Below are 18,091 nucleotides of genomic sequence, written 5' to 3' on the forward strand. Positions count from 1 at the left end.
GCGTATTTCCCAGAACGTTCCCCACACCGGGCAGTTCCCATGAAGCGCACCCAGGCGACACCCACAACGTCCACCGAGACGGAACCGCCCGATCTGTTCAGCGCCCTGCGCCAGATGCTGCTGCGTCATCGCGATGGCCTGCTCGTGGTCCACGACACAGATCAGCACTTCTACGCCAACTGCCGCACGCCGGCCGCCAATGGCAAGGCGCAGTTCTTCGGCGCGGTGAAGGTATCCGGGCGCAAGCACGCCTTCCACCTGATGCCCGTCTATGACCATTCCGAACTGCTGGCGGGCATCAGCCCTGCGCTGAAGCAGCGCATGCAGGGCAAGTCCTGCTTCAACTTCGACCGCTGTGACGAGCCACTGCTGCAGGAGCTGCAGGCGCTGGTGGACCGGGGCGCCGCCCGTTACGCGGCCGAAGGCAGGCTCTGAGGCCTGCGCGCGCATCCATCCGGCAACGCGACGCTGCCGGATGGGCGCGCCACCCTCAGAAATCGATGGTCGCCGACAGCGTATAGGTCCGCGGTGCACCCAGCGCCAGGCTGGACAGCAGTGGCTGCCCCCAGTAAGCGGTATTGGTCAGGTTGTTGACCGTGCCGCGCAGTGTCAGCGGACGACCCGAGAGCCGCGTGCTGTAGCGCGCGCCGAGGTCATACACGGTGTGCCCGGCCACCCACTGCGTGTTGTCGGCGCTGATGAACTGCCGGGACATGGACGTGATGCCCCCATTGATGCTGACACCTTCCAGCATCGGCAGGTCCCATTCGGCGCCCACCTTGCCCTGCACCTTCGGCAGGCCGGTGGCCAGCTTCCCTTCATTGATGCCGCTCTGGGTGCGGGTGAGCTTGGGCTGCACATAGGCCACGCCACCCATCAGTCGCACGCCCTCCAGCGGCGAGCCGAAGAAGCTCCAGTCCGCGCCGCGGTTGCGCTGCTCGCCGCCAAACGAATAGATGTTCGAGACGGGGTCGGTATAGCCATTGGGCCGCTTGATCTCGAACAGACTGAAGGAATGCGCAAAGCGCCCCGCGTCCAGCTTCAGGCCCAGCTCTTTCTGCCGGGTCTTGAACGGCGGAAACACCTCACCGGCATTGGCCGCGGTGGTGGGCGCGGTCGCGCCCTGGCTCAGGCCCTCGATGCTGTTGGCATACACCGACACCTTGCGGCCCAGCTTGAACAGCACCGCGGCGGCAGGCGTGGTGGCGCTCTGCTTGTAGCGCGAAGACAGTGCACCGGTGTTGATGTCGAACGCATCACTCTGCACCTGCTGGCGGCGTACCCCCAGGGTCACCTGCAGGCGATCCCCGGCAAACCCCATCGTGTCGGCCACGCCCACGCTGCGCAGCTTCACCTCGGTATGCATGATGTGCGGGGTGATGAACGGCGGCGCCTCGTTCCAGGTCGGGGCGTACAGATTGGTCACCCAGCTGGCCTCGGGTACGCTGCGGCGGCCGTAGTCGTCCTGCTTGTGCTGGTAGGCGGTCGCATTGGCCGCCACCTGGTGGCTGACCGGACCGGTCTGGAAACTGCCACGCCCCCCCACATCCGCCGACTGCTTGCGGGTATGGAATGCCAGCTGGGCCACGGTGGTGCGGAAGTCGCCGGCGTCGTTGAGCACCAGGGCACTGATGGCGCCGTTGTAACTGTAGTTCGTCTCGCTGGCACCGAAGGCGGCATAGCCCATCAGGTGATCATTGAAGTCGAACTCACCGCGCGCGATCGCTCCCTTGTCACGGCTCTCCACCCTGCCCCACACCGGGTTGATCAACACATCGGCACGCGGCGGCCTCGGCACGGCCACGCCCACATCCAGGCTCACGCCGCGGGTCGGGCCGTGGATGAGATCCTCGGCGCTGTAGACATCCAGCGATGCACGGCTGCGCTCGCCGCGCCAGTCCAGAGCCAGCGACCCCAGCTGGTAAGCCTTGTCCTGGTGGCGGATGGCACCCTCGCCATCACGATACACACCGTTGAAACGCACGCCCCACTGCTTGCTGCTGCCGAAGCGGCGGCCGACATCCACGTGACCGCCGAACTGCGCGTCCGAGCCGTAGTCCATGCTTACCCGGGTCAGCGGCGCATCTGCTGCGCGCTTGGGAATCAGGTTGATGGTGCCGCCCACCGAACCGCTCGGCGGCATGCCGTTGAGCAGCGCCGACGGTCCCTTCAGCACGTCGATGCGCTCGAACATCTCCGGCGAGGTGCGGTAGAACGGCGCCATCCCGAACATCCCATCCACGGTCATGTCCGTCGTGCTGGAGGCAAAGCCGCGGATCGAATAGTTCTCGCTCCATGCGCCCGAAGCGTTGTTGGTGAACACCGTCGGATCGGCAGCGGCAATGACCGATGTGATGTCACGCGCCTGGCGATCGGCGATGTAGGCCTCGGTGTAACTGATGGTGTTGAACGGCGTATCCATGAAATCCCGGTTGCCGAGCAGCCCCATGCGACCGCCAGCCGCGACCTGGCCGCCGGCATAGGGATCGGTGACGGCCTTGGTCTCGCGGACGTTGACCGAATCCAGGGTGGAGACCTCGGCCGAACGGTCGTTGGCCAACGCAATGGCCTGGGCCAGCGCGGAAGGCATGGGAATGATGAGCAGACCGCCAAGGACGAACAGCAGCGGAGTAGCGGCACGCCTGCGCAGGCAGGAGAAGGGAGCAAAGCAACGGACATCGGACGTCATTGGTGTTCCTGGGCATGACGAGGCCTGCGCCGTGGCGCGGAGCCCGACGATCGAGGGAGTGCTGACGCAGGCGGAGGTTGTTGGCTGGGCCGATGCCTGGCTGGGAGCGGGTGGACGCGATTGCTACGATCACGCCCTGGCGCAGGCGATGTGCCGCGCGATGCGATTAATTATCATTGCTATAAACTAAATGGTCAAGCCAACCGGCAAGGTCGCCGCGTGGCCGCGCCCGCAACAATGGAAGGTCGATGAAGGACAGCGAACAGGCCCCCGCACGCGGGCGCCCGAAGAAACTCAGCCATGCACGCATCGTCGAGACCGGGATGGCCATGGGCCTGCGTGACCTGACCTTTGTCGGTCTGGCCGCGTCGCTGGGGGTCACCCACATGACCCTCTACAACCACATCTCCAACCTGGAAGCGCTGAAAGGTGCCGTGGCCGAGGCCATCTTCGACGGCTGGCAGATGCCGCCGGTGGATGCCGCCAACGGGCAGGCCCTGCCCGACTATCTGATCGTCTTCATCGCCTCGCTGCGGGACCTTGTCATCGCCAACCCCGGCCTTACGCCTTACCTGCTGCGGCGCTCGCTGGCCTCGCCTTCGATGAGCGGGCGCATCGCCGAGCATCAGGCGTCTGTTGCCGCCGCCTATGGCCTGCCGGCACAGCAGGCACGCTGGCTGCTGTCGACCGTGGCATTCCATTGCGTCGCGGTTGCCGAGACGCTGTACGCCAGCACGCGGGAAGACGGGCTGTCAGACGGTGAGCGCGCGCGTGATGCCGACGAAGTGGGCCGCGAATTCGCCCAGGGCATGCATGCTCTGGTATTGGGCGCGCTGCAGGTCGTACGTGGCGAAGTGGATCTGCAGTCCCTCTCGCTGCCGCCGCCTGCGGCAACGCTGGCCTAGCGTTCCCGGCAGCGCAGCCACCCGCCCGACGGCGAGGCCACCTGTTCCCAGCCATTGGCCAGCCGCCGGAAGGCCTGGCCACCAATGCAGGCGGTGCCGGTCCGCTTGGCTTCGGCCGAACCCAGCGCAGGCAGCGCGCTCACCTCGGTGGAGGGGCCGGGACGTCCGGCCTGGCGGGCTTCGTACTGCAGGGTATTGGCCTCGACCCCATCGCAGTACGCCTTGGCCGCCGGATGCGGATGATTCGGCCACGCGTACTGCGCGCAGTTGAAGGGCGTGGTGCTCTTCGCCATCGAATTGTGGGCCGGCCGTGGCGCGGCCGGCAGCGGTTTGCGCGCGGGGCCGGTCGCGGAGCGGATCTGCTGCGCGGCGGCCGGCAGTGCGGCGACCAGCAGCCACGCCAGCACCAGGGGGCGAACTTCCATGACCTGTCCTCGTTCCTTGAGTCTGCACTGCGGTGGCGCGAGCGTGTGACGCGTCACGCTTCCCATGGATCAACGCGCTGATTCTGCCGCAACCCCCCGCCTGCCGATACCGGCCCGCGCGCCTGCCATGCGCACGTTTCATCCTGCGGTCTGCGATCTGACACACGCAGGACGTTTGCGCCGGGTCACAACTCCGGACATCCAGCGTTGACCTGAAAGCGACACGCACTGACGCTTACGACACCGCGCGCCACCTCGGTGGCCAGGGAGCGCGGTCGAGTTCCTCCTGCATGACCGGCACCCGCCGGGTTCCAACCGCAGTCCTCACCCACTCACACGCGCAGTGCCTCCGCATGGCGAACGCTTTCGCCGTGAGGGCGTCCTGCGTCCTGGAAAAACCTGACGGAGACACTGCAATGCGCCTTGCCACGTTCCTGTTCGCCCTGGTCCTCGGCGCCTTTGCCGGCGCCGCCCACGCGGAAACGGTCACCCTCAACAAGGGCGGCTTCGTGCTGACCTACGACTGCAGCATCCACAGCGCCACCCGTTACGAATACACCCTGCTGGCCGATACCGGCACGGCCAAGCGCCCGTCCAGCTTCTACAAGGACACGGACCTGCCCACCGGCTGCCTGGGCCAGAACAGCACCGCCTCGTACGCCAGCATCCATGCCGGCTATGACCGCGGGCATCTGGTCACCTCCAACCACATGGACTACGACACCACCTACATCCGCCGCGCCAACTTCATGACCAACATCGTGCCGCAGGTGTCCAGCTTCAACCAGGGCATCTGGGTGAAGGCCGAGAACGTGGCCGAGTGCTACCGCGACATCGCGCCGGTGGACGTCTATGGCGGCGTGGTCTACGGCGATGCCGCCAACGATTACTTCCTGGCCAGCCACGGCATTCCGACGCCGGAGTTCTTCTGGAAGACGATCATCACCCGCGACCCGCAGACCGATACCGCCAAGGCGATCAGCTGGATCATTCCCAACGAGGCCAACCTGGGCAGCCTGGACAACTACCTGGTGACCATCGCCGATCTGGAAGAACTGCTCGGCGCCAGCTACGTGGCGATCAACGCACCGGCGTCGCTGAAGAACATGCTGCCGGCGACCACCTGGCCGCAGCCGGCCGGTTGCGACCTCGGCTGAGCCCTGCAGCCTGCCCCGGCCATGCGCCGGGGTGCGGGCTGGGTGCGGCGGTGGTTCATCCATTGCACGCGGGCCTGCTCTAGCATGGGCCATGTCCTTTGACTGCCCGGGAACGCCATGACGGATCATTCCTCTGCCGCATTCACTGAAACCGAACGCCAGCACGCGCTGGATGCGCTGCACGTGGTCGGCAGCCTGCCCGAGCCGGCCTACGACGATATCGTGAAGGTGGCGGCCGCCGTCTGCGGTACGCCGATGGCTCTGGTGACCCTGATCGATCGTGATCGCCAGTGGTTCAAGGCCCGCATCGGCGTGGATGGCAGCGAAACCGACCGCGACGTGGCGGTGTGTGACCACGCGATCCGCCAGCCCGAGCAGCTGCTGGAAGTGGGCGACCTGAAGCAGGACAGCCGCTTCGTCGACAACCCGGTGTTGAATGAAATGGGTGCGCGCTTCTACGCAGGCATGCCGCTGGTCACCCGCGAGGGCGCGGCGGTCGGCAGCGTCTGCGTGGTCGATCTGACCCCGCGCTCGCTCAGCCCGGAGCAACGCGACGCCCTGCAGGCCCTGGCCCGGCTGACCATGACCCTGATGGAAGCGCGCAGCCGCGAGCGCGAGCAGGAAGTGGCGACCATCCTCGAGCAGAGCCCGCTGGTGGAAGCCGCACATGCCACCACCGGCACCGCCTGCACCGTGGTCATCCTGGAGCTGCAGGACCTGGCCGCATTGGTGGAACAGATGGGCGAGCGCAGCCTGGAGCGCCAGCTGCAGCAGCTGGACGTTGCTCTGGAGCAGTGCCTGGATGCCGGGCGCGGCGACAGCATCAACCGGGTCACCGGCAGCGGCGAGTTCATCGCGTTGCTGGGCAGCGACCAGGCCACCGCGACCCTGGCCGCCCTGCAGGCCGTGGCCGACGATGCTTCCTCGCGATTGCCGCGGCCGCTGCTGCTGGGTGCCGCCGGCGGCACCGGCGAGGAGAGCACCAGTGCGGTGTTCCTGCGTGCCGACCGTGAGCTGAGCGCGCGGAAGGACGAGCAGCGCTGAGCCTGCGTCAGGCAGGCTCGATTCAATCGAAGTAAAGCATCATGGCCGGCCCGCTGCATCCAGCGGGTACCGGCTCCAGCACCATGCCGGGCAAAGCCTCCATGTTGCCGCCGCCAAAGGTATGCGGCTCGCCGAAGGCCACGCGCGTGCCAGTGAGGGTATTGCGCACCCCCACAGGCGCGCCACGCAGCGTGTCCAGTTCGAAGTACGCAGGCCACAGCGCCAGTGTTCGCTGATCGCGCGCACCGACGAAGTACACGCACTCGCCGCGCGGCGCGATCGCACCTGTCGCTGCAGCCGTCAACAGAATGGAAGACTCCGCCGGGGTCAGCTTCACCAACCGCAGCTGCGACGAAGGGTGGCGATCACCGCCCCCCGCCGTGCTGCAGCCTGCCACCGCGGACAGCAGCATCAGCACAAGGCTGTTGCGGCGTGTCCGTGTCTGGGTCATCGATCCCATCTGCCCTCCTGGCTGACTTCGTTGACCGGAGCTTACCCTGCCGCGAACGTGCAGTCTGCGCTGGCGACGAGGCTGACGAACGCCCCGTGCAGTGTGGCGTTGTGGTGCTCGACGATGGTCTGCGCCTCAAGCACGGGCGAATCAGTGGTGGTGTGCGCGTCGGCTACCAGCACGGCAGAAATGCCGAGATCGCTCGCAGCGCGGCAGGTGGTATCCACGCAGTAGTCCGTCTTCATGCCGACGATGACCAGTTCCTCGACGCCGGCCGCCGCCAGCCGCTCGGCCAGGCCGGTCTCGAAGAAACAGCTGGGCCGCGTCTTTTCGAACACGGTGTCGCGCGCCGGATCGATGGCGAGGTCGGCCAGCAGCTGCGACAGCGGGCCGTCGCTGGCCAGCGGCGAGCCTGCGGGGCCGACGTGGCGTGCGGCAAACACCGGGGCATCGGCGGCATGTGCGCGGTCGATCAGCGCATTGATGTTGGCCAGCACGTCGTCAGCGCGGTACGGGCGGTGTGCACCGTTGAACAGGCCGTGCTGCATGTCGATGACCAGCAGGCCGCGACGGGGGTTTCTGGAGGCGCTCATGGTGTTTCTCCTGTGGGGTGGGCACGGACGGAGAAACAGAAGACCCCGTCCATGACTGGCGGGGTCCTGCGAGGGTGCGCTACTTCACGTCACGTAACGACCTCACGACCCGCCAAAGGCAGCCGTGGTGGTAGTGACGGTGGCGGCGCGGAGGACCATGCGCCCGATGCTGCGTCAGCGCGTTGTCGTGGTCAAGCCCTCATGCCGGCGACAGCGCCTGCAGCGCATCGAACACCGGGGTTTCGCCCTCGGTGAGTTCGATGATGCAGCGGCGCAGCTGCGGATGTTCGATCAATGCCAGCAGCGTGGCGGCGACGTCGGCGCGGGCGATGTTTCCGTAGGGAATGGCCAGCCCGGCACGCACCCGGCCCGTGCCAGGTTCGTCGGTGAGCGTGCCCGGGCGCAGGATCACCCAGTCCAGCGGGCTTTCGGCCAGGTGCACATCGGCACGCTTCTTTACCACCATGTAGTTCTCGAACGTATCCGACAGGTGCTTGCCGCGCCCGGCCTCCGGGAAGGCCGACACCAGCAGGAAGCGCGGCACGGCGGCAGCCTGTGCGGCGGCCACGGCCAGTTCCAGTCCACGCCCATCGATTGCGTCGGTCATCGATGCGCCACCCTTGCCACCGGCACCGGCCGAGAACACCACCACTTCGCAGCCTTTCATCAGTACCGCCAGCGCGTCGACATCCAGCTGCAGCAGGTCGCCCTGCACCGGGCGTGCGCCGAGGGCGGTGAGTTCGGCGGCCTGATCCTGCGCACGGTGCAGTGCCAGTACGCGGTGGCCGCGTGCGCTGGCTTGCTGGGTCAATGAACGGCCGACCTTGCCGGCCGCGCCGACGATGAAAACCTGGCTCATTCAAACTCCTCTGGGATAGCTGGACGTGAGTGTGGACGGACACGATCGAACGCAGCGTGATTGGCAGAAGCGCGGATTTGTTCGCTGACGCCGTCAGCAATGGCGGCGTTCCTGCGGATTCTGTCACCCAGGGGCCCCGCATGCATCCCGATATTCCCGACTGGCACGCTACGGAGGTATCGATGGCGACACTGATCAGGCAGAGTTCACCGTTTACAGCGCCGTCCTGGGCGCCGCGGTGTTCGTGGTCACCAATCGCTGTTGCTGCTCAGTGCCGTGAGATGCGCCAGGCCTGTCAGCCGTCAACGCGGAACCTTTGGGCGTGATCGCCGGGAAGATGCCGCCTGCCCTGGCGACGGCGATGGAGCTTCCGCTGGTCCGTACAGGCGCTGGCAATCCGGGCAGAAAAACGTTCGCCGCTGCGTGGTTCCCATGTACAGCTTGCTGACTGGCCCACCACAATCCGGGCACTTCTTTCGAGTGTGAACCTGCCAATGCTTTTTGAGTTCGTGCCCACGCTTCCAGTGGAGGAAGTCGAAACTGTAGTCGCGCGCCTCCTGGATCAGGCGGCTCAGCACACGGGGAGGCAGGGATCCTACCCGACTCCCTGGGTGCACGCCGATGCGGAACAGGACCTCGTTCTTGATGATGTTGCCGACCCCGGAGAACACGGACTGATCCAGCAGGGCATCGCAGACCTGGACATCGGGCATGGCCTTGAGCTTACGACGCGCCAGGCGCGCATCCCAGAGGTCGCTCATGACGTCTGCCCGCCAATCGTAGACATCGTCCAGCGACTGCTCGATGAGCTTCACCGAGCACGCATAGAAGTTCAGCTCTTCCCTGTCGAACTGGAGCGAGACCCTCGGCGCGGCATCCTTGCGCTCGTTGATACGGTAGCTGCCAAACATCATGAGGTGGATCCGCAGAGTGACATGGCTGAATTCCAGGAGGAAATGCTTGCCCCAGCTGCGTACCGCCTTGATCCGGCGTCCAACCAGAGGCGTCAGGTCGACGCGGCTGTTGCCACCGACCTCGCGCACTGTTCTGCCCCTGAACCGGGCCGTTTCCTCGCGCAGCAGTACGATCGAAGGACCTTCAGGCATGCGTGTTCTCCTGCAGCAGCGTCTGCAGACGCAGTGCATTGGGTATGGCGTTCCCATGCGCAGTGTTGTCGAGGATGATCCAGGCCGGACCGTCTCCTGCGGCCGCACCTGCCGCCTGCGCCAGGGCCCGCAGATCATTGTCCCCGTAACTGCTGTAGTACATCCGCGGCCTGCCATGCCATCGCCAGTAACTCCAGTGGCGCGCGCCGCCAGGCTCAGCGGCCTGGGCAACGCGCGCGGGATCTGCAGCGACGCGCGCGATGCCATGACGCTCCAGCATCGAGTCCGCCGCCGCCGAAAACCAGCTTTCGTGACGGGGCTCGCAGGCGATGGCGACCCCCGTGCGACGCCGGACGGCGCGGAAGAAGGCGGATACCACGCGGGCATCGAAGTCCAGCCGCGGCGGCAACTGCAGCAGCAATGCGCCCAACCGGTCGCCCAGATGGTTCACCGCATACAGGAATGGATCAAGAAGCGGTGCCGCCCCGCGCAGGCCGAAGTCATGACTGATGGTCTGCGGCATCTTCACCGAGAAGCGGAAATGCGCGGGGACAGCCAGCGCCCATCGCGCATAGGTCTCCGGCTTGTGCGGACGATAGAACGAGGAGTTGATCTCCACCCGGGAAAACCGCGTGGCATAGCGCTGCAGTGCACTCTGCCCCTCGCCGAATTCGCTTGCATGGGCGGAAGGCAAGGACCACCCCGCACAGCCCACGTGAATGGATTCGAAAGCTGAAGTGTCGGACGCGGTCTGCATCCATCAAGCCTCGCCCATCAACCGTGCTGCGGTGGTGAACCGGGCCCCTTTCGGCGTGAAGTGCTTCAGGGGTACAGCGCCTTCGCATGCCGCACACAGGGGGCAGGCATTGCCTTGATGCGCGGAAGCGGACAGTACCTTCCTATAAGAGGTAATGAACAAGGTTCGGCATGCAGAAGTACGGAAGTGAACGGGTCCAGGAACAGTGCCTGTTGCTGGTGGAGGATCAGCTGGACCTGGCCGAACTGGTCGAAGATGCGCTGTCCATCGACGGCAGTACCATCACACATGCTGAGAGCGTGTTCGAGGCACTGAGCCTGCTCCGCAACGGCCAGTTTGACGCGGCGATTCTCGATATCGAGCTCGGCGACGGCGTGGTGTTCCCGGTCGCCGACAGGCTGGCGGAGCTGGGGGTGCCATTCCTGTTCGCGTCGGCGGTCTATGACCAGGTGGTCCCCGCTCGCCACCAGAAGGCCCGTTTCGTGGCCAAGCCCTTCCACATTCCGCAGCTGCAGGAAGCGGTCAACCAGACGCTCGCGCAGGGCCGTGCCGCGCGCCCGTCATAGCGCTGAGATTTCATCCACACCAAGGAACTCCTCTGATGAGTAAGCTACCGTTCAACCCCACGGGCGACGCCAGCGACCAGGACAAGGCGCATACGCCGGACAAGGTCCGTACCGACCAGAGCTGGAAGAAAGGCAAGGACATGCCGGAACAGGATGAAACGGCACATCCGGACGATTACGAGCAACCCGAGGTCGATCCGACGAACGGTCGTCGGGGGTCGAAGGACTGAGCTGCATCCCTCCCCTTCAAAGTGCGTCGAACCAGCTCGCGTACGGCGTATTCTTTACCAGGTAGCGGTTGTAGTCCTTGCCACCATCTGTCCACCACACCGGGCCACGCTCGCCGAGACCTCGTTTAGCCGCATCCACCGCACGGCGTGCATTCCGCAGCGCCGTCGCCTCCCCACTCCTCAGTGCGGCCTGCACCGCGCGCCGCGCGTCCATGAGCGCCGCCACCCACCGCGCACGCTCGGTGGCGGTGAGATTCGGGTTGGTCGCGCGCCAGAGCCGGCCGCGCACCACGATGTACCGCTTGTCAGGGGTGAGTGGGGGATCGCTCGCTCGATCGCTTCTCACGGGGTCAGCACGATCTTCCGGCAGTCATCGTCCTTCGCATCGAACATGGCATAGCCCTGCGCGGCTTCGGCCAAGCTCATCCGGTGCGAAATGATGTTGCCGGGGTCCAGCTTGCCCTCCAGGATGGCGGTCAACAGCTCGGGCATGAGGCCCTGCACATGGGTCTGCCCCATCTTGAAGGTCAGGCCCTTGTCGAATGCATCCCCCAGCAGAAAGCCGTGGATGAAGCCGGCATACACACCAGGAATGCTGACCACCCCACCGCGGCGCGCGGCAGCAATGCACTGGCGGATCGCCACGCCGCTGCTGCCTTCAAGCTTCACTGCGGTCAATGCAGTTTCAAGCGAACTGCCCTCCGCCTCGAACCCGACCGCCTCGATGCAGGCATCCACGCCTCGCCCACTGGTCTGGCTGACGATGTAGTCGGCCGGATCGTCCACCTTGCCGAAATCGATGGGCGTGATGCCATAGGTGCGTTGCGCGAAGTCCAGCCGATACGGCAGATGATCCACCATGAAGATGGTTTCCGCACCCAGCAGGCGGCAGCAGGCAGCGCTCATCAGCCCCACCGGGCCTGCACCGAAGATGGCTACCGTCGAGCCCGCCTTCACCCCGGCGTTGAGTGCGGCTTGATAGCCGGTCGGCAGGATATCGGACAGGAACAGCACCTGTTCATCTGCCACGCCTTCAGGAATGCGCAGTGGACCGACGTTGGCCTTGGGCACCCGCACGAATTCCGCCTGGCCGCCAGCGACCCCACCGTAGAGGTGGCTGTAGCCAAACAATGCGGCAGGCGGCATCAGTCCCTTCGCATTGAGCGCCGCGCCTTTGCCGGGATTGGTGGTTTCACACGCGGCATACTCCGCCAGCTGGCAGTGGAAACATTCACCACAGGCAATCACGAAGGGGATGACCACACGGTCACCAGGACGCACTTGAGTCACGCCCCTGCCGACCTCTTCCACGATGCCCATGAATTCATGGCCAAGTACATCGCCGGTTTGCAGGTCGGGTATCTTGCCCCGGTACAGATGCAGGTCCGAGCCACAGATGGCAGTGGCGGTGACGCGAAGAATGAGGTCGTCCTCGGCGGCGAGTGCCGGATCGGGTACGGTCTCAACGCGGACGTCCTTGCGGCCGTGATAGGTCAGCGCCTGCATCGTCGTTCTCCTGCCGTTGGGGACTGCAGGGTTGCATGGGCACGGCTGTGCCCACGGTGACCTTGTCGTGTGCGGCGTGTAAATTCCACTGTTGCAGCTTCAGCGGCCTTCGGCATCCACGGTGATCTCTCCCGAGGTTTCCAGCATGGCCAGTTCGATCTGGTGATGGCCATCGCAGCCTGCCTTGCGCATGGCCACGTCCAGGTCCTCCGGCGCCACATTGCAACGGCGCAATTGCTCCCAGAACACCTTGCCGTTGCGCACCAGCACCACCGGCGCGCCCTCCACCCAACGGTGCAGCCGACGATTGCGCGCGGTCACGAAACCCACCAGCCAGTTCAGACCCAGCAACGTGGCGGCAAGGATGAGTCCGCCAAGCAGTGAGGTGTCCTCACCGATCAGCGAGTTCTGCACTGCCGTGCCCAGCAGGACGATCACCAGCATGTCGAACGGTGCGGACTGCCCGATCGATCGCTTGCCACTGAGGCGCGTCAACAGCAGCACCACCACGTAGACGGCGGTGGCCCGTAATACGAACTCGAACCACGGCATGCCCAGCTCGAACAGATCGGTCACGGTATTCTCCCTGCATGGCCTGCCCGGAGGGATACAGAACAGGTCGTCCACGCTGCGTGACTCCGCCTGTGCGGCCTGTTACAGCGGATGCAGGGCCCAGTGGCCCAACGACATCCCCTTGCGAAGAATGCGGTACGCGTCGCGGTCGAACACCGGATCACTCCGACGCACGCGCCGGGCAGCGGCCAGGGTCTTCGCGGTGCCGTGATAGAACCATCCATCAACGACGTGAAACTGCCGCATTGCGTCGCCGCGCTCCTCGATGGCCACCGGCCCAGCGTAGGGCCATTCGGTAATCTCCAGCAGCATGAGCGCATCGGCCAGTCGCTGCTGATGCTCGGCAAGGGTCTCGCCACCGCAGCAGGCGCCGGCACACTGGCGCAGCATCGAGCGGAAGCACGGGCGTCCAGAGGGAAGCCGTTCCAGGCCCAGCAGCGAGTAGCAAAGCCGATTCTCATCGGCCACGCGGCGCAGCGATTCGCGCGCGGCGCGGGCACTCGAATAGATGCCGTACAACATCGGCGTGGACGTCAGATCCACCTCCGACGAGTTCACCACGCTGATCTCGCCCCGGTACAAGCGCAGGCTGAACTGACGCGGCAACCGCCGCAGCAGGCGGTTGTACAGCGGGTGCTGTTCTTTCACCATCGCGGCCTCCAGCAGCTGCGCGCCCAGATCGCCCGCCATCGGCAGATGACTGATGCGCTCGGACTGGCGCAGCATCGCAGCCTCCTCGGCCGTCCGCAGATGGTCCATCACCCGCGTGCGCAGGTTGATGCTCTTGCCGATGTAGAGCGGCAGGCCGCCCTCGCGGCCATGGAACGTGTAGACGCCCGGTTGTGCAGGCAGCGCCTGTGCCTGCTCGCGGAGATGCTCGGGAAACACATACCCGGCGGCGCGGGCGGAACGTCGCGCGGCCTGCGCATTGGAAGGCATGAAGGGCAGAAGTCAGGTGCAGTGGAACCAGCGGTGCATGATAGGCAAGCGCCGCAGGACGGCCAACGCGTAGCGGCACGCGCCACTGAACGCTTCACGTTGATGCCGTGGACACCTGCCATGCACGCCCTCGACGCGGTCGCCTCGACCACTCTGGTGGCCCCCCGTAGGGAGAGAGACCATGACGCAGGACAACCCCGGCGCCCTCGGGCGCACGCGCTGGGCCATTGCCGAGGGCTACATTCCCGGTTGGAGCAACGGGCCTGAACCCGAGCTGCAGAGTCACGAGACGTGCTGCATCCTCAATACCGGCAGCACCGATGCCCGGATCAGCCTGATGCTGTACTTCGAGGATCGAGCGCCGCAGGGTCCCTACACCTTCACCGTTCCTGCCCAGCGCACCTGCCACAAACGGTTCAACGACCTGCAGGAACCGGCCCCTGTGCCGCTGGGCGTTGGCTTCTCCTGCGTCATCGAGTCCGACGTGCCCGTGGTGGTGCAGCACACGCGCCTGGACTCGCGCCAGGCGGCGAACAGCATCATGACCACCATCGCGCACCCGCTGTGACCCACGCCGTGCACGCCGTGCCGACATTGCTGGGCCACGGCGTTTACTGCGGGGTGCCCACACTGGCAGCTCTCTTCCCCCACACAGGACGCACGCATGCCAGTCCCCAACTACCCGAAGCCGCCATTCAAGGCGCAGCAGCAGTCCTTCCCTGGCAAGACCAGCAAACTTGACCCGAAACCGGACCACGGTGAACAGAGCTACAAGGGTCACCGCCAGCTTGAGGGCAAGAAAGCACTCATCACCGGTGGCGACAGCGGCATCGGCGCAGCCGTGGCCATCGCCTATGCACGCGAAGGTGCGGATGTGGCGATCGCCTTCCTGGAAAGCGAAAAGGACGATGCTGCCGCCATCGGCAAGCTCATCCAGGAGGCCGGCCAGAAGGCTGTTCTGGTTCCCTGCGATATCAGTGACGAGGCGCAGGCCGAGCAGTTGATCCAGCGCGTCGTGCATGAGCTGGGCGGCCTGGACATCCTGGTCAACAACGCCGCCTACCAGCGCTACTACGAGTCGTTTGACGAGATCACGATGGACGACTGGCGCAAGACATTCGATACCAATGTCCATGCGCTGTTCAACCTGACCCGCCTCAGCGTTCCGCACCTGGAGGACGGCGGTTCGGTCATCAACACCGCATCGGTGAACTCGAAGAAGCCGACGCCGAACATCCTGCCGTACTCCACCACCAAGGGTGCGGTCGCCAATCTCACCATCGGCCTGGCGGGCCTGCTGGCCGAGAAAGGCATCCGGGTCAACGCGGTCCTGCCGGGCCCGATCTGGACGCCGTTCATTCCTGCCGGCATGGCCGCGGACAAGGTCGAAAATTTCGGCAGCCAGACCCCATTCGGTCGCCCCGGACAGCCCGCCGAGCTTGCGTCCGCCTACGTGATGCTGGCCGCTGACAGTGCCAGCTATACGTCGGGCGCGCTGCTCACCATCTCCGGTGGCGCCGTCACCCTGTAATCCGCTACTCACCTCCCCCAAGGAAACCCCATGAGCCGCAACCAGTACGACATGCAGAACCCCCTCACCCAGTTCCCGCAACCGACCTACCCGGCCCAGGTGCAGACGCCACCGGGTACGGTGCACGAATTGAATCCCAAGGCCGATCACGGCGAGAAGAGCTACGTCGGTCTGGGCCGCATGAAGGGCCGCAAAGCGCTGGTCACCGGCGCTGACTCCGGTATTGGCCGCGCGGTGGCCATCGCCTTCGCTCGGGAAGGCGCGGATGTGGCGCTGAACTATCTGCCTGAGGAAGAGAAAGACGCGGCGGAAGTCGTCGCCCTGATCGAAGCGGAAGGCCGCAAGGCCATTGCCCTGCCCGGCGATCTGCAGGACGAGGCGTTCTGCCGGGACCTGGCGAAGCAGGCCGTGGACGGGCTGGGCGGGCTGGATGTGCTGGCGAACATTGCTGGCACGCAGCTGGCGGTGGAGAAGATCGAGGATCTGGACACCGAGCAGTTCGAGGCGACCTTCCGCACCAACGTCCACGCGCTGTTCTGGGTATGCAAGGCCGCCCTGCCCCATCTGCCGGCCGGCGCGACGATCATCAACACCGCTTCCATCCAGGCCTACCAGCCTTCGCCGAACCTCCTCGACTACGCGCCCACCAAGGCAGCCATCGTCAACTTCACCAAGTCGCTGGCGCAGCAGGTGGCCGAGCGCGGCATCCGCGTCAATGCGGTTGCGCCAGGCCCGATCTGGACGCCGCTGCAGCCCGCAGGTGGCCAGCCGCCGGAGGCGATCCCCGATTTCGGCTCACAGACACCGTTGAAGCGCGCGGGCCAGCCGGTGGAGATGGCGTCGGCCTATGTGCTGCTCGCCACCCAGGAATCGAGCTACATCACCGGCGAGGCGATCGGTGCCACTGGCGGCATGCTGCTGCCGTGACCGAAGACGCAGTGGAAGGCGTGAGCATCGCGCGTGACCCTGAGGGTCACGCGCCGATCAACGCATACGCCGCCATCGGTGACGGGCGGTCTGCCGCACTGATCGCGCCCGATGGCAGCATCGACTGGTGGTGCGCACCCTGCCTGGATGCCCCCCCCCTGTTCGACCGCTTGCTGGATGCGGCTGACGGCGGCCGTTTCGCGCTGCAGGCGCGCAACATCGAGAACGTCTCCCGCCGCTACCGGCCGGACAGCAACGTACTGGAAACCCAGGTGCGCACTGCTTCGGGCCGAGCCCGGGTAACCGAATCGATGAACAGCGGGCCGGCCGGACGCCTGCCGTGGTCAGAACTGGCGCGCCGCATCGAGGGACTCGACGGCGAGGTGACCTTTGATCTGCACTATCTGCCGGGTACCCGCGCCGGCAGCTGCACGCCGTGGATGAGCGACACACCCAACGGCTGCGTGCACCACGTCGGCCCGGTGATGACCATGCTGCGCTATCCCGAGCAGACCCGCATCGAGCGGTGTGATGATCGCGAGGTCAAGGGCAGCATCCAGGTTGCATCCGGCGAGCGGGCGATCATCGCCCTGCTGGCCTCGCAGGACGAAGTGCTGCCGGTACCGCCCTTGCAGGACATCGATACCCGCATCGACCGTTCCGATCGTGAATGGCAGCAATGGGTGGCCGACCTGCACTGCGAGAGCCGCCAGCGCAGCGAAGTCATGTGTTCGGCGCTGGCGCTCAAGTTCCTCTGGTTTGCACCCACCGGGGCGATCGCCGCCGCCGTGACCGCCTCGCTGCCGGAGCGCCTGGGGGGTGACAAGAACTGGGACTATCGGTACGGCTGGGTGCGCGATGCCGCCTATGTCATCAAGGCATTCCTGCGCGTAGGCGCCTTGCCCGATGCGAAGGCGGGTTTCAGCTGGCTGATGACCACCATCGGCCGCCACCGTCCAGGCCTTCCACCGTGCTACACCCTGCGCGGAGAGCGCGTGGAGCAGGAGCGTTACATCGACATCCCGGGCTATAAGGGCAGCCAGCCGGTGCGGGTCGGCAACACCGCCACCGACCAGCTGCAGACCTGTGTCTACGGCGATGTGCTGGAGATGGCCAGCCGCATGATCGAGGCCGGACACATACTGGATCCCGCTACCGCGCGCCTGCTGTTCGAGCTGGCTGACGAATGCGCCGACCAGTGGATGCGCAAGGACTGCGGATTCTGGGAGCTGGAGGACCTGCAGCACTACACCATGTCCAAGGTGGAGTGCTGGATGGCCCTCCGACGCGCCTGCGAACTCGCTGAAAAGGGCCACATCACCCGTGCACGTCTGCCACGTTGGCAGCGCGAGAAAGAGCGCATCCTGGACTGGATCGATGCGTACTGCTGGGATGAGGGCAAACAGGCGTACGTGATGCATGCCGGCAGTGAGCGGCTGGACGCGAGCCTGATGCTGGCCTCGCGGTTCGGCTTCGCCGAGGTCCGCCGTGAGCGCTTCATCGCTACCCGTGGCGCCATGCGCCGCGAGCTGTGCGATGCCAGCGGCGATCTGCTGTGGCGCTACAGCGGCATGCAGGACTGCGAAGGCACCTTCATCAGCTGCGCGTTCTGGATGGTGGAGGCGTATGGCTTGCTCGGTGATCGGGTCGAGGCCGAGCGCCTGTTCCATGCTCTGCTGGGGCGGGTACGCAACGATGTCGGGCTGATGCCGGAAATGTGGGACCCGTCTACTGGACAGGGTCTGGGCAACACACCGCAGGGCTTGAGTCATCTGGCGCTGATCCATGCCGGGTTTGCGGTGGACGGCCATTAGATCTGCGCGGGAGGGTTCC

At 65.7% G+C, this 18,091-nt stretch carries 21 protein-coding genes; 10 read left to right on the plus strand and 11 right to left on the minus strand.

From position 1 onward, the window contains the following. Positions 1 to 39 precede the first annotated feature (39 nt). Positions 40 to 435, plus strand: coding sequence for a hypothetical protein (locus ACVOK1_RS00235; protein WP_481560650.1), 396 nt, complete (start codon positions 40 to 42; stop codon positions 433 to 435). A gap of 55 nt (positions 436 to 490) precedes the next feature. On the opposite strand, the gene ACVOK1_RS00240 is transcribed toward ACVOK1_RS00235, so the two are convergent. Further along, a complete protein-coding gene (locus ACVOK1_RS00240; RefSeq protein ID WP_481560741.1) occupies positions 491 to 2,590 on the minus strand; it encodes a TonB-dependent receptor in 2,100 nt (699 codons plus the stop codon). Between the two features lie 347 nt (positions 2,591 to 2,937). Here ACVOK1_RS00240 and ACVOK1_RS00245 point away from each other — a divergent pair, with 347 nt between their 5' ends. Next, the gene (locus ACVOK1_RS00245; RefSeq protein WP_481560651.1) at positions 2,938 to 3,594 is read left to right on the plus strand and encodes a TetR/AcrR family transcriptional regulator; all 657 of its coding nucleotides are present in this window, start codon (positions 2,938 to 2,940) and stop codon (positions 3,592 to 3,594) included. Here the strand turns inward: ACVOK1_RS00245 and ACVOK1_RS00250 are convergent. Next, on the minus strand, positions 3,591 to 4,019 hold the full coding sequence (locus ACVOK1_RS00250) for a hypothetical protein (protein ID WP_254051301.1): 429 nt from the start codon (positions 4,017 to 4,019) through the stop codon (positions 3,591 to 3,593). The genes ACVOK1_RS00245 and ACVOK1_RS00250 overlap by 4 nt on opposite strands. A 416-nt stretch (positions 4,020 to 4,435) precedes the next feature. Here ACVOK1_RS00250 and ACVOK1_RS00255 point away from each other — a divergent pair, with 416 nt between their 5' ends. Both ACVOK1_RS00255 and ACVOK1_RS00260 read left to right on the plus strand, forming a co-directional pair. After that, the gene (locus ACVOK1_RS00255) at positions 4,436 to 5,176 is read left to right on the plus strand and encodes a DNA/RNA non-specific endonuclease (protein WP_481560652.1); all 741 of its coding nucleotides are present in this window, start codon (positions 4,436 to 4,438) and stop codon (positions 5,174 to 5,176) included. A gap of 117 nt (positions 5,177 to 5,293) precedes the next feature. Further along, positions 5,294 to 6,220 (plus strand): GAF domain-containing protein, encoded by a 927-nt coding sequence (locus ACVOK1_RS00260; RefSeq protein WP_481560653.1) that lies wholly within the window; start codon positions 5,294 to 5,296, stop codon positions 6,218 to 6,220. 22 nt (positions 6,221 to 6,242) lie between these two features. On the opposite strand, the gene ACVOK1_RS00265 is transcribed toward ACVOK1_RS00260, so the two are convergent. The 5 genes from ACVOK1_RS00265 to ACVOK1_RS00285 all read right to left on the minus strand — a co-directional run bounded on the left by ACVOK1_RS00265 (position 6,243) and on the right by ACVOK1_RS00285 (position 9,986). After that, positions 6,243 to 6,680, minus strand: coding sequence for a hypothetical protein (locus ACVOK1_RS00265; RefSeq protein ID WP_481560654.1), 438 nt, complete (start codon positions 6,678 to 6,680; stop codon positions 6,243 to 6,245). A 32-nt stretch (positions 6,681 to 6,712) separates the two neighbouring features. Continuing rightward, positions 6,713 to 7,264 (minus strand): cysteine hydrolase family protein, encoded by a 552-nt coding sequence (locus tag ACVOK1_RS00270; protein WP_481560655.1) that lies wholly within the window; start codon positions 7,262 to 7,264, stop codon positions 6,713 to 6,715. A 199-nt stretch (positions 7,265 to 7,463) separates the two neighbouring features. Continuing rightward, on the minus strand, positions 7,464 to 8,123 hold the full coding sequence (locus ACVOK1_RS00275) for an NAD(P)H-binding protein (RefSeq protein WP_481560656.1): 660 nt from the start codon (positions 8,121 to 8,123) through the stop codon (positions 7,464 to 7,466). A gap of 302 nt (positions 8,124 to 8,425) precedes the next feature. Continuing rightward, on the minus strand, positions 8,426 to 9,229 hold the full coding sequence (locus tag ACVOK1_RS00280; protein WP_481560657.1) for a DNA-formamidopyrimidine glycosylase family protein: 804 nt from the start codon (positions 9,227 to 9,229) through the stop codon (positions 8,426 to 8,428). Continuing rightward, positions 9,222 to 9,986: a DUF72 domain-containing protein gene (locus tag ACVOK1_RS00285; protein ID WP_481560658.1), complete on the minus strand. Its 765-nt coding sequence runs from the start codon at positions 9,984 to 9,986 to the stop codon at positions 9,222 to 9,224. The genes ACVOK1_RS00280 and ACVOK1_RS00285 overlap by 8 nt, the downstream gene beginning before the upstream one ends. A gap of 170 nt (positions 9,987 to 10,156) precedes the next feature. Between ACVOK1_RS00285 and ACVOK1_RS00290 the strand changes: the two genes are divergently transcribed. Continuing rightward, positions 10,157 to 10,552 (plus strand): response regulator, encoded by a 396-nt coding sequence (locus ACVOK1_RS00290; RefSeq protein WP_481560660.1) that lies wholly within the window; start codon positions 10,157 to 10,159, stop codon positions 10,550 to 10,552. Positions 10,553 to 10,587: 35 nt separating this feature from the next. After that, complete coding sequence (locus ACVOK1_RS00295) at positions 10,588 to 10,782, plus strand: hypothetical protein (protein WP_481560661.1); 195 nt, start codon at positions 10,588 to 10,590, stop codon at positions 10,780 to 10,782. A 16-nt stretch (positions 10,783 to 10,798) separates the two neighbouring features. Here the strand turns inward: ACVOK1_RS00295 and ACVOK1_RS00300 are convergent, their stop codons facing one another. The 4 genes from ACVOK1_RS00300 to cho form a co-directional block, all read right to left on the minus strand. Beyond that, positions 10,799 to 11,128 carry a hypothetical protein gene (locus tag ACVOK1_RS00300; RefSeq protein WP_481560662.1) on the minus strand — a complete coding sequence of 110 codons (330 nt, stop codon included), beginning with the start codon at positions 11,126 to 11,128 and terminating at the stop codon, positions 10,799 to 10,801. Further along, on the minus strand, positions 11,125 to 12,288 hold the full coding sequence (locus ACVOK1_RS00305; protein ID WP_481560663.1) for a zinc-dependent alcohol dehydrogenase: 1,164 nt from the start codon (positions 12,286 to 12,288) through the stop codon (positions 11,125 to 11,127). The genes ACVOK1_RS00300 and ACVOK1_RS00305 overlap by 4 nt, the downstream gene beginning before the upstream one ends. A 99-nt stretch (positions 12,289 to 12,387) precedes the next feature. Next, entirely contained in the window at positions 12,388 to 12,840 is a 453-nt protein-coding gene (locus ACVOK1_RS00310) for a YetF domain-containing protein (protein ID WP_234455810.1), read from the minus strand. 102 nt (positions 12,841 to 12,942) lie between these two features. Further along, on the minus strand, positions 12,943 to 13,800 hold the full coding sequence (gene cho, locus ACVOK1_RS00315) for an excinuclease Cho (protein ID WP_481560664.1): 858 nt from the start codon (positions 13,798 to 13,800) through the stop codon (positions 12,943 to 12,945). 181 nt (positions 13,801 to 13,981) lie between these two features. Between cho and ACVOK1_RS00320 the strand changes: the two genes are divergently transcribed. From ACVOK1_RS00320 to ACVOK1_RS00335, 4 genes are all read left to right on the plus strand, one after another. Further along, positions 13,982 to 14,368, plus strand: coding sequence for a sensory rhodopsin transducer (locus ACVOK1_RS00320; protein ID WP_481560665.1), 387 nt, complete (start codon positions 13,982 to 13,984; stop codon positions 14,366 to 14,368). A 96-nt stretch (positions 14,369 to 14,464) separates the two neighbouring features. Next, on the plus strand, positions 14,465 to 15,331 hold the full coding sequence (locus tag ACVOK1_RS00325; protein ID WP_481560666.1) for an SDR family oxidoreductase: 867 nt from the start codon (positions 14,465 to 14,467) through the stop codon (positions 15,329 to 15,331). A gap of 30 nt (positions 15,332 to 15,361) precedes the next feature. Beyond that, entirely contained in the window at positions 15,362 to 16,258 is an 897-nt protein-coding gene (locus ACVOK1_RS00330) for an SDR family oxidoreductase (RefSeq protein WP_481560667.1), read from the plus strand. Beyond that, a complete protein-coding gene (locus ACVOK1_RS00335; RefSeq protein ID WP_481560668.1) occupies positions 16,255 to 18,072 on the plus strand; it encodes a glycoside hydrolase family 15 protein in 1,818 nt (605 codons plus the stop codon). Before ACVOK1_RS00330 ends, ACVOK1_RS00335 begins: the two co-directional genes overlap by 4 nt. Positions 18,073 to 18,091 lie beyond the last annotated feature (19 nt).

The sequence above is a fragment of the Stenotrophomonas sp. STEN087 genome (genome assembly GCF_056759115.1).

What these genes read in the sequence shown, in the direction of transcription:
- ACVOK1_RS00250 (WP_254051301.1), bottom strand. Translation starts at nt 4,019, where the DNA reads ATGGAAGTTCGCCCCCTGGTGCTGGCGTGGCTGCTGGTCGCCGCACTG.
- ACVOK1_RS00285 (WP_481560658.1), bottom strand. Translation starts at nt 9,986, where the DNA reads ATGCAGACCGCGTCCGACACTTCAGCTTTCGAATCCATTCACGTGGGC.
- ACVOK1_RS00325 (WP_481560666.1), top strand. Translation starts at nt 14,465, where the DNA reads ATGCCAGTCCCCAACTACCCGAAGCCGCCATTCAAGGCGCAGCAGCAG.
- ACVOK1_RS00270 (WP_481560655.1), bottom strand. Translation starts at nt 7,264, where the DNA reads ATGAGCGCCTCCAGAAACCCCCGTCGCGGCCTGCTGGTCATCGACATG.
- ACVOK1_RS00320 (WP_481560665.1), top strand. Translation starts at nt 13,982, where the DNA reads ATGACGCAGGACAACCCCGGCGCCCTCGGGCGCACGCGCTGGGCCATT.
- ACVOK1_RS00255 (WP_481560652.1), top strand. Translation starts at nt 4,436, where the DNA reads ATGCGCCTTGCCACGTTCCTGTTCGCCCTGGTCCTCGGCGCCTTTGCC.
- ACVOK1_RS00240 (WP_481560741.1), bottom strand. Translation starts at nt 2,590, where the DNA reads ATGCCTTCCGCGCTGGCCCAGGCCATTGCGTTGGCCAACGACCGTTCG.
- ACVOK1_RS00310 (WP_234455810.1), bottom strand. Translation starts at nt 12,840, where the DNA reads ATGCCGTGGTTCGAGTTCGTATTACGGGCCACCGCCGTCTACGTGGTG.
- ACVOK1_RS00290 (WP_481560660.1), top strand. Translation starts at nt 10,157, where the DNA reads ATGCAGAAGTACGGAAGTGAACGGGTCCAGGAACAGTGCCTGTTGCTG.
- ACVOK1_RS00245 (WP_481560651.1), top strand. Translation starts at nt 2,938, where the DNA reads ATGAAGGACAGCGAACAGGCCCCCGCACGCGGGCGCCCGAAGAAACTC.
- ACVOK1_RS00295 (WP_481560661.1), top strand. Translation starts at nt 10,588, where the DNA reads ATGAGTAAGCTACCGTTCAACCCCACGGGCGACGCCAGCGACCAGGAC.
- ACVOK1_RS00280 (WP_481560657.1), bottom strand. Translation starts at nt 9,229, where the DNA reads ATGCCTGAAGGTCCTTCGATCGTACTGCTGCGCGAGGAAACGGCCCGG.
- cho (WP_481560664.1), bottom strand. Translation starts at nt 13,800, where the DNA reads ATGCCTTCCAATGCGCAGGCCGCGCGACGTTCCGCCCGCGCCGCCGGG.
- ACVOK1_RS00305 (WP_481560663.1), bottom strand. Translation starts at nt 12,288, where the DNA reads ATGCAGGCGCTGACCTATCACGGCCGCAAGGACGTCCGCGTTGAGACC.
- ACVOK1_RS00235 (WP_481560650.1), top strand. Translation starts at nt 40, where the DNA reads ATGAAGCGCACCCAGGCGACACCCACAACGTCCACCGAGACGGAACCG.
- ACVOK1_RS00260 (WP_481560653.1), top strand. Translation starts at nt 5,294, where the DNA reads ATGACGGATCATTCCTCTGCCGCATTCACTGAAACCGAACGCCAGCAC.
- ACVOK1_RS00330 (WP_481560667.1), top strand. Translation starts at nt 15,362, where the DNA reads ATGAGCCGCAACCAGTACGACATGCAGAACCCCCTCACCCAGTTCCCG.
- ACVOK1_RS00265 (WP_481560654.1), bottom strand. Translation starts at nt 6,680, where the DNA reads ATGGGATCGATGACCCAGACACGGACACGCCGCAACAGCCTTGTGCTG.
- ACVOK1_RS00275 (WP_481560656.1), bottom strand. Translation starts at nt 8,123, where the DNA reads ATGAGCCAGGTTTTCATCGTCGGCGCGGCCGGCAAGGTCGGCCGTTCA.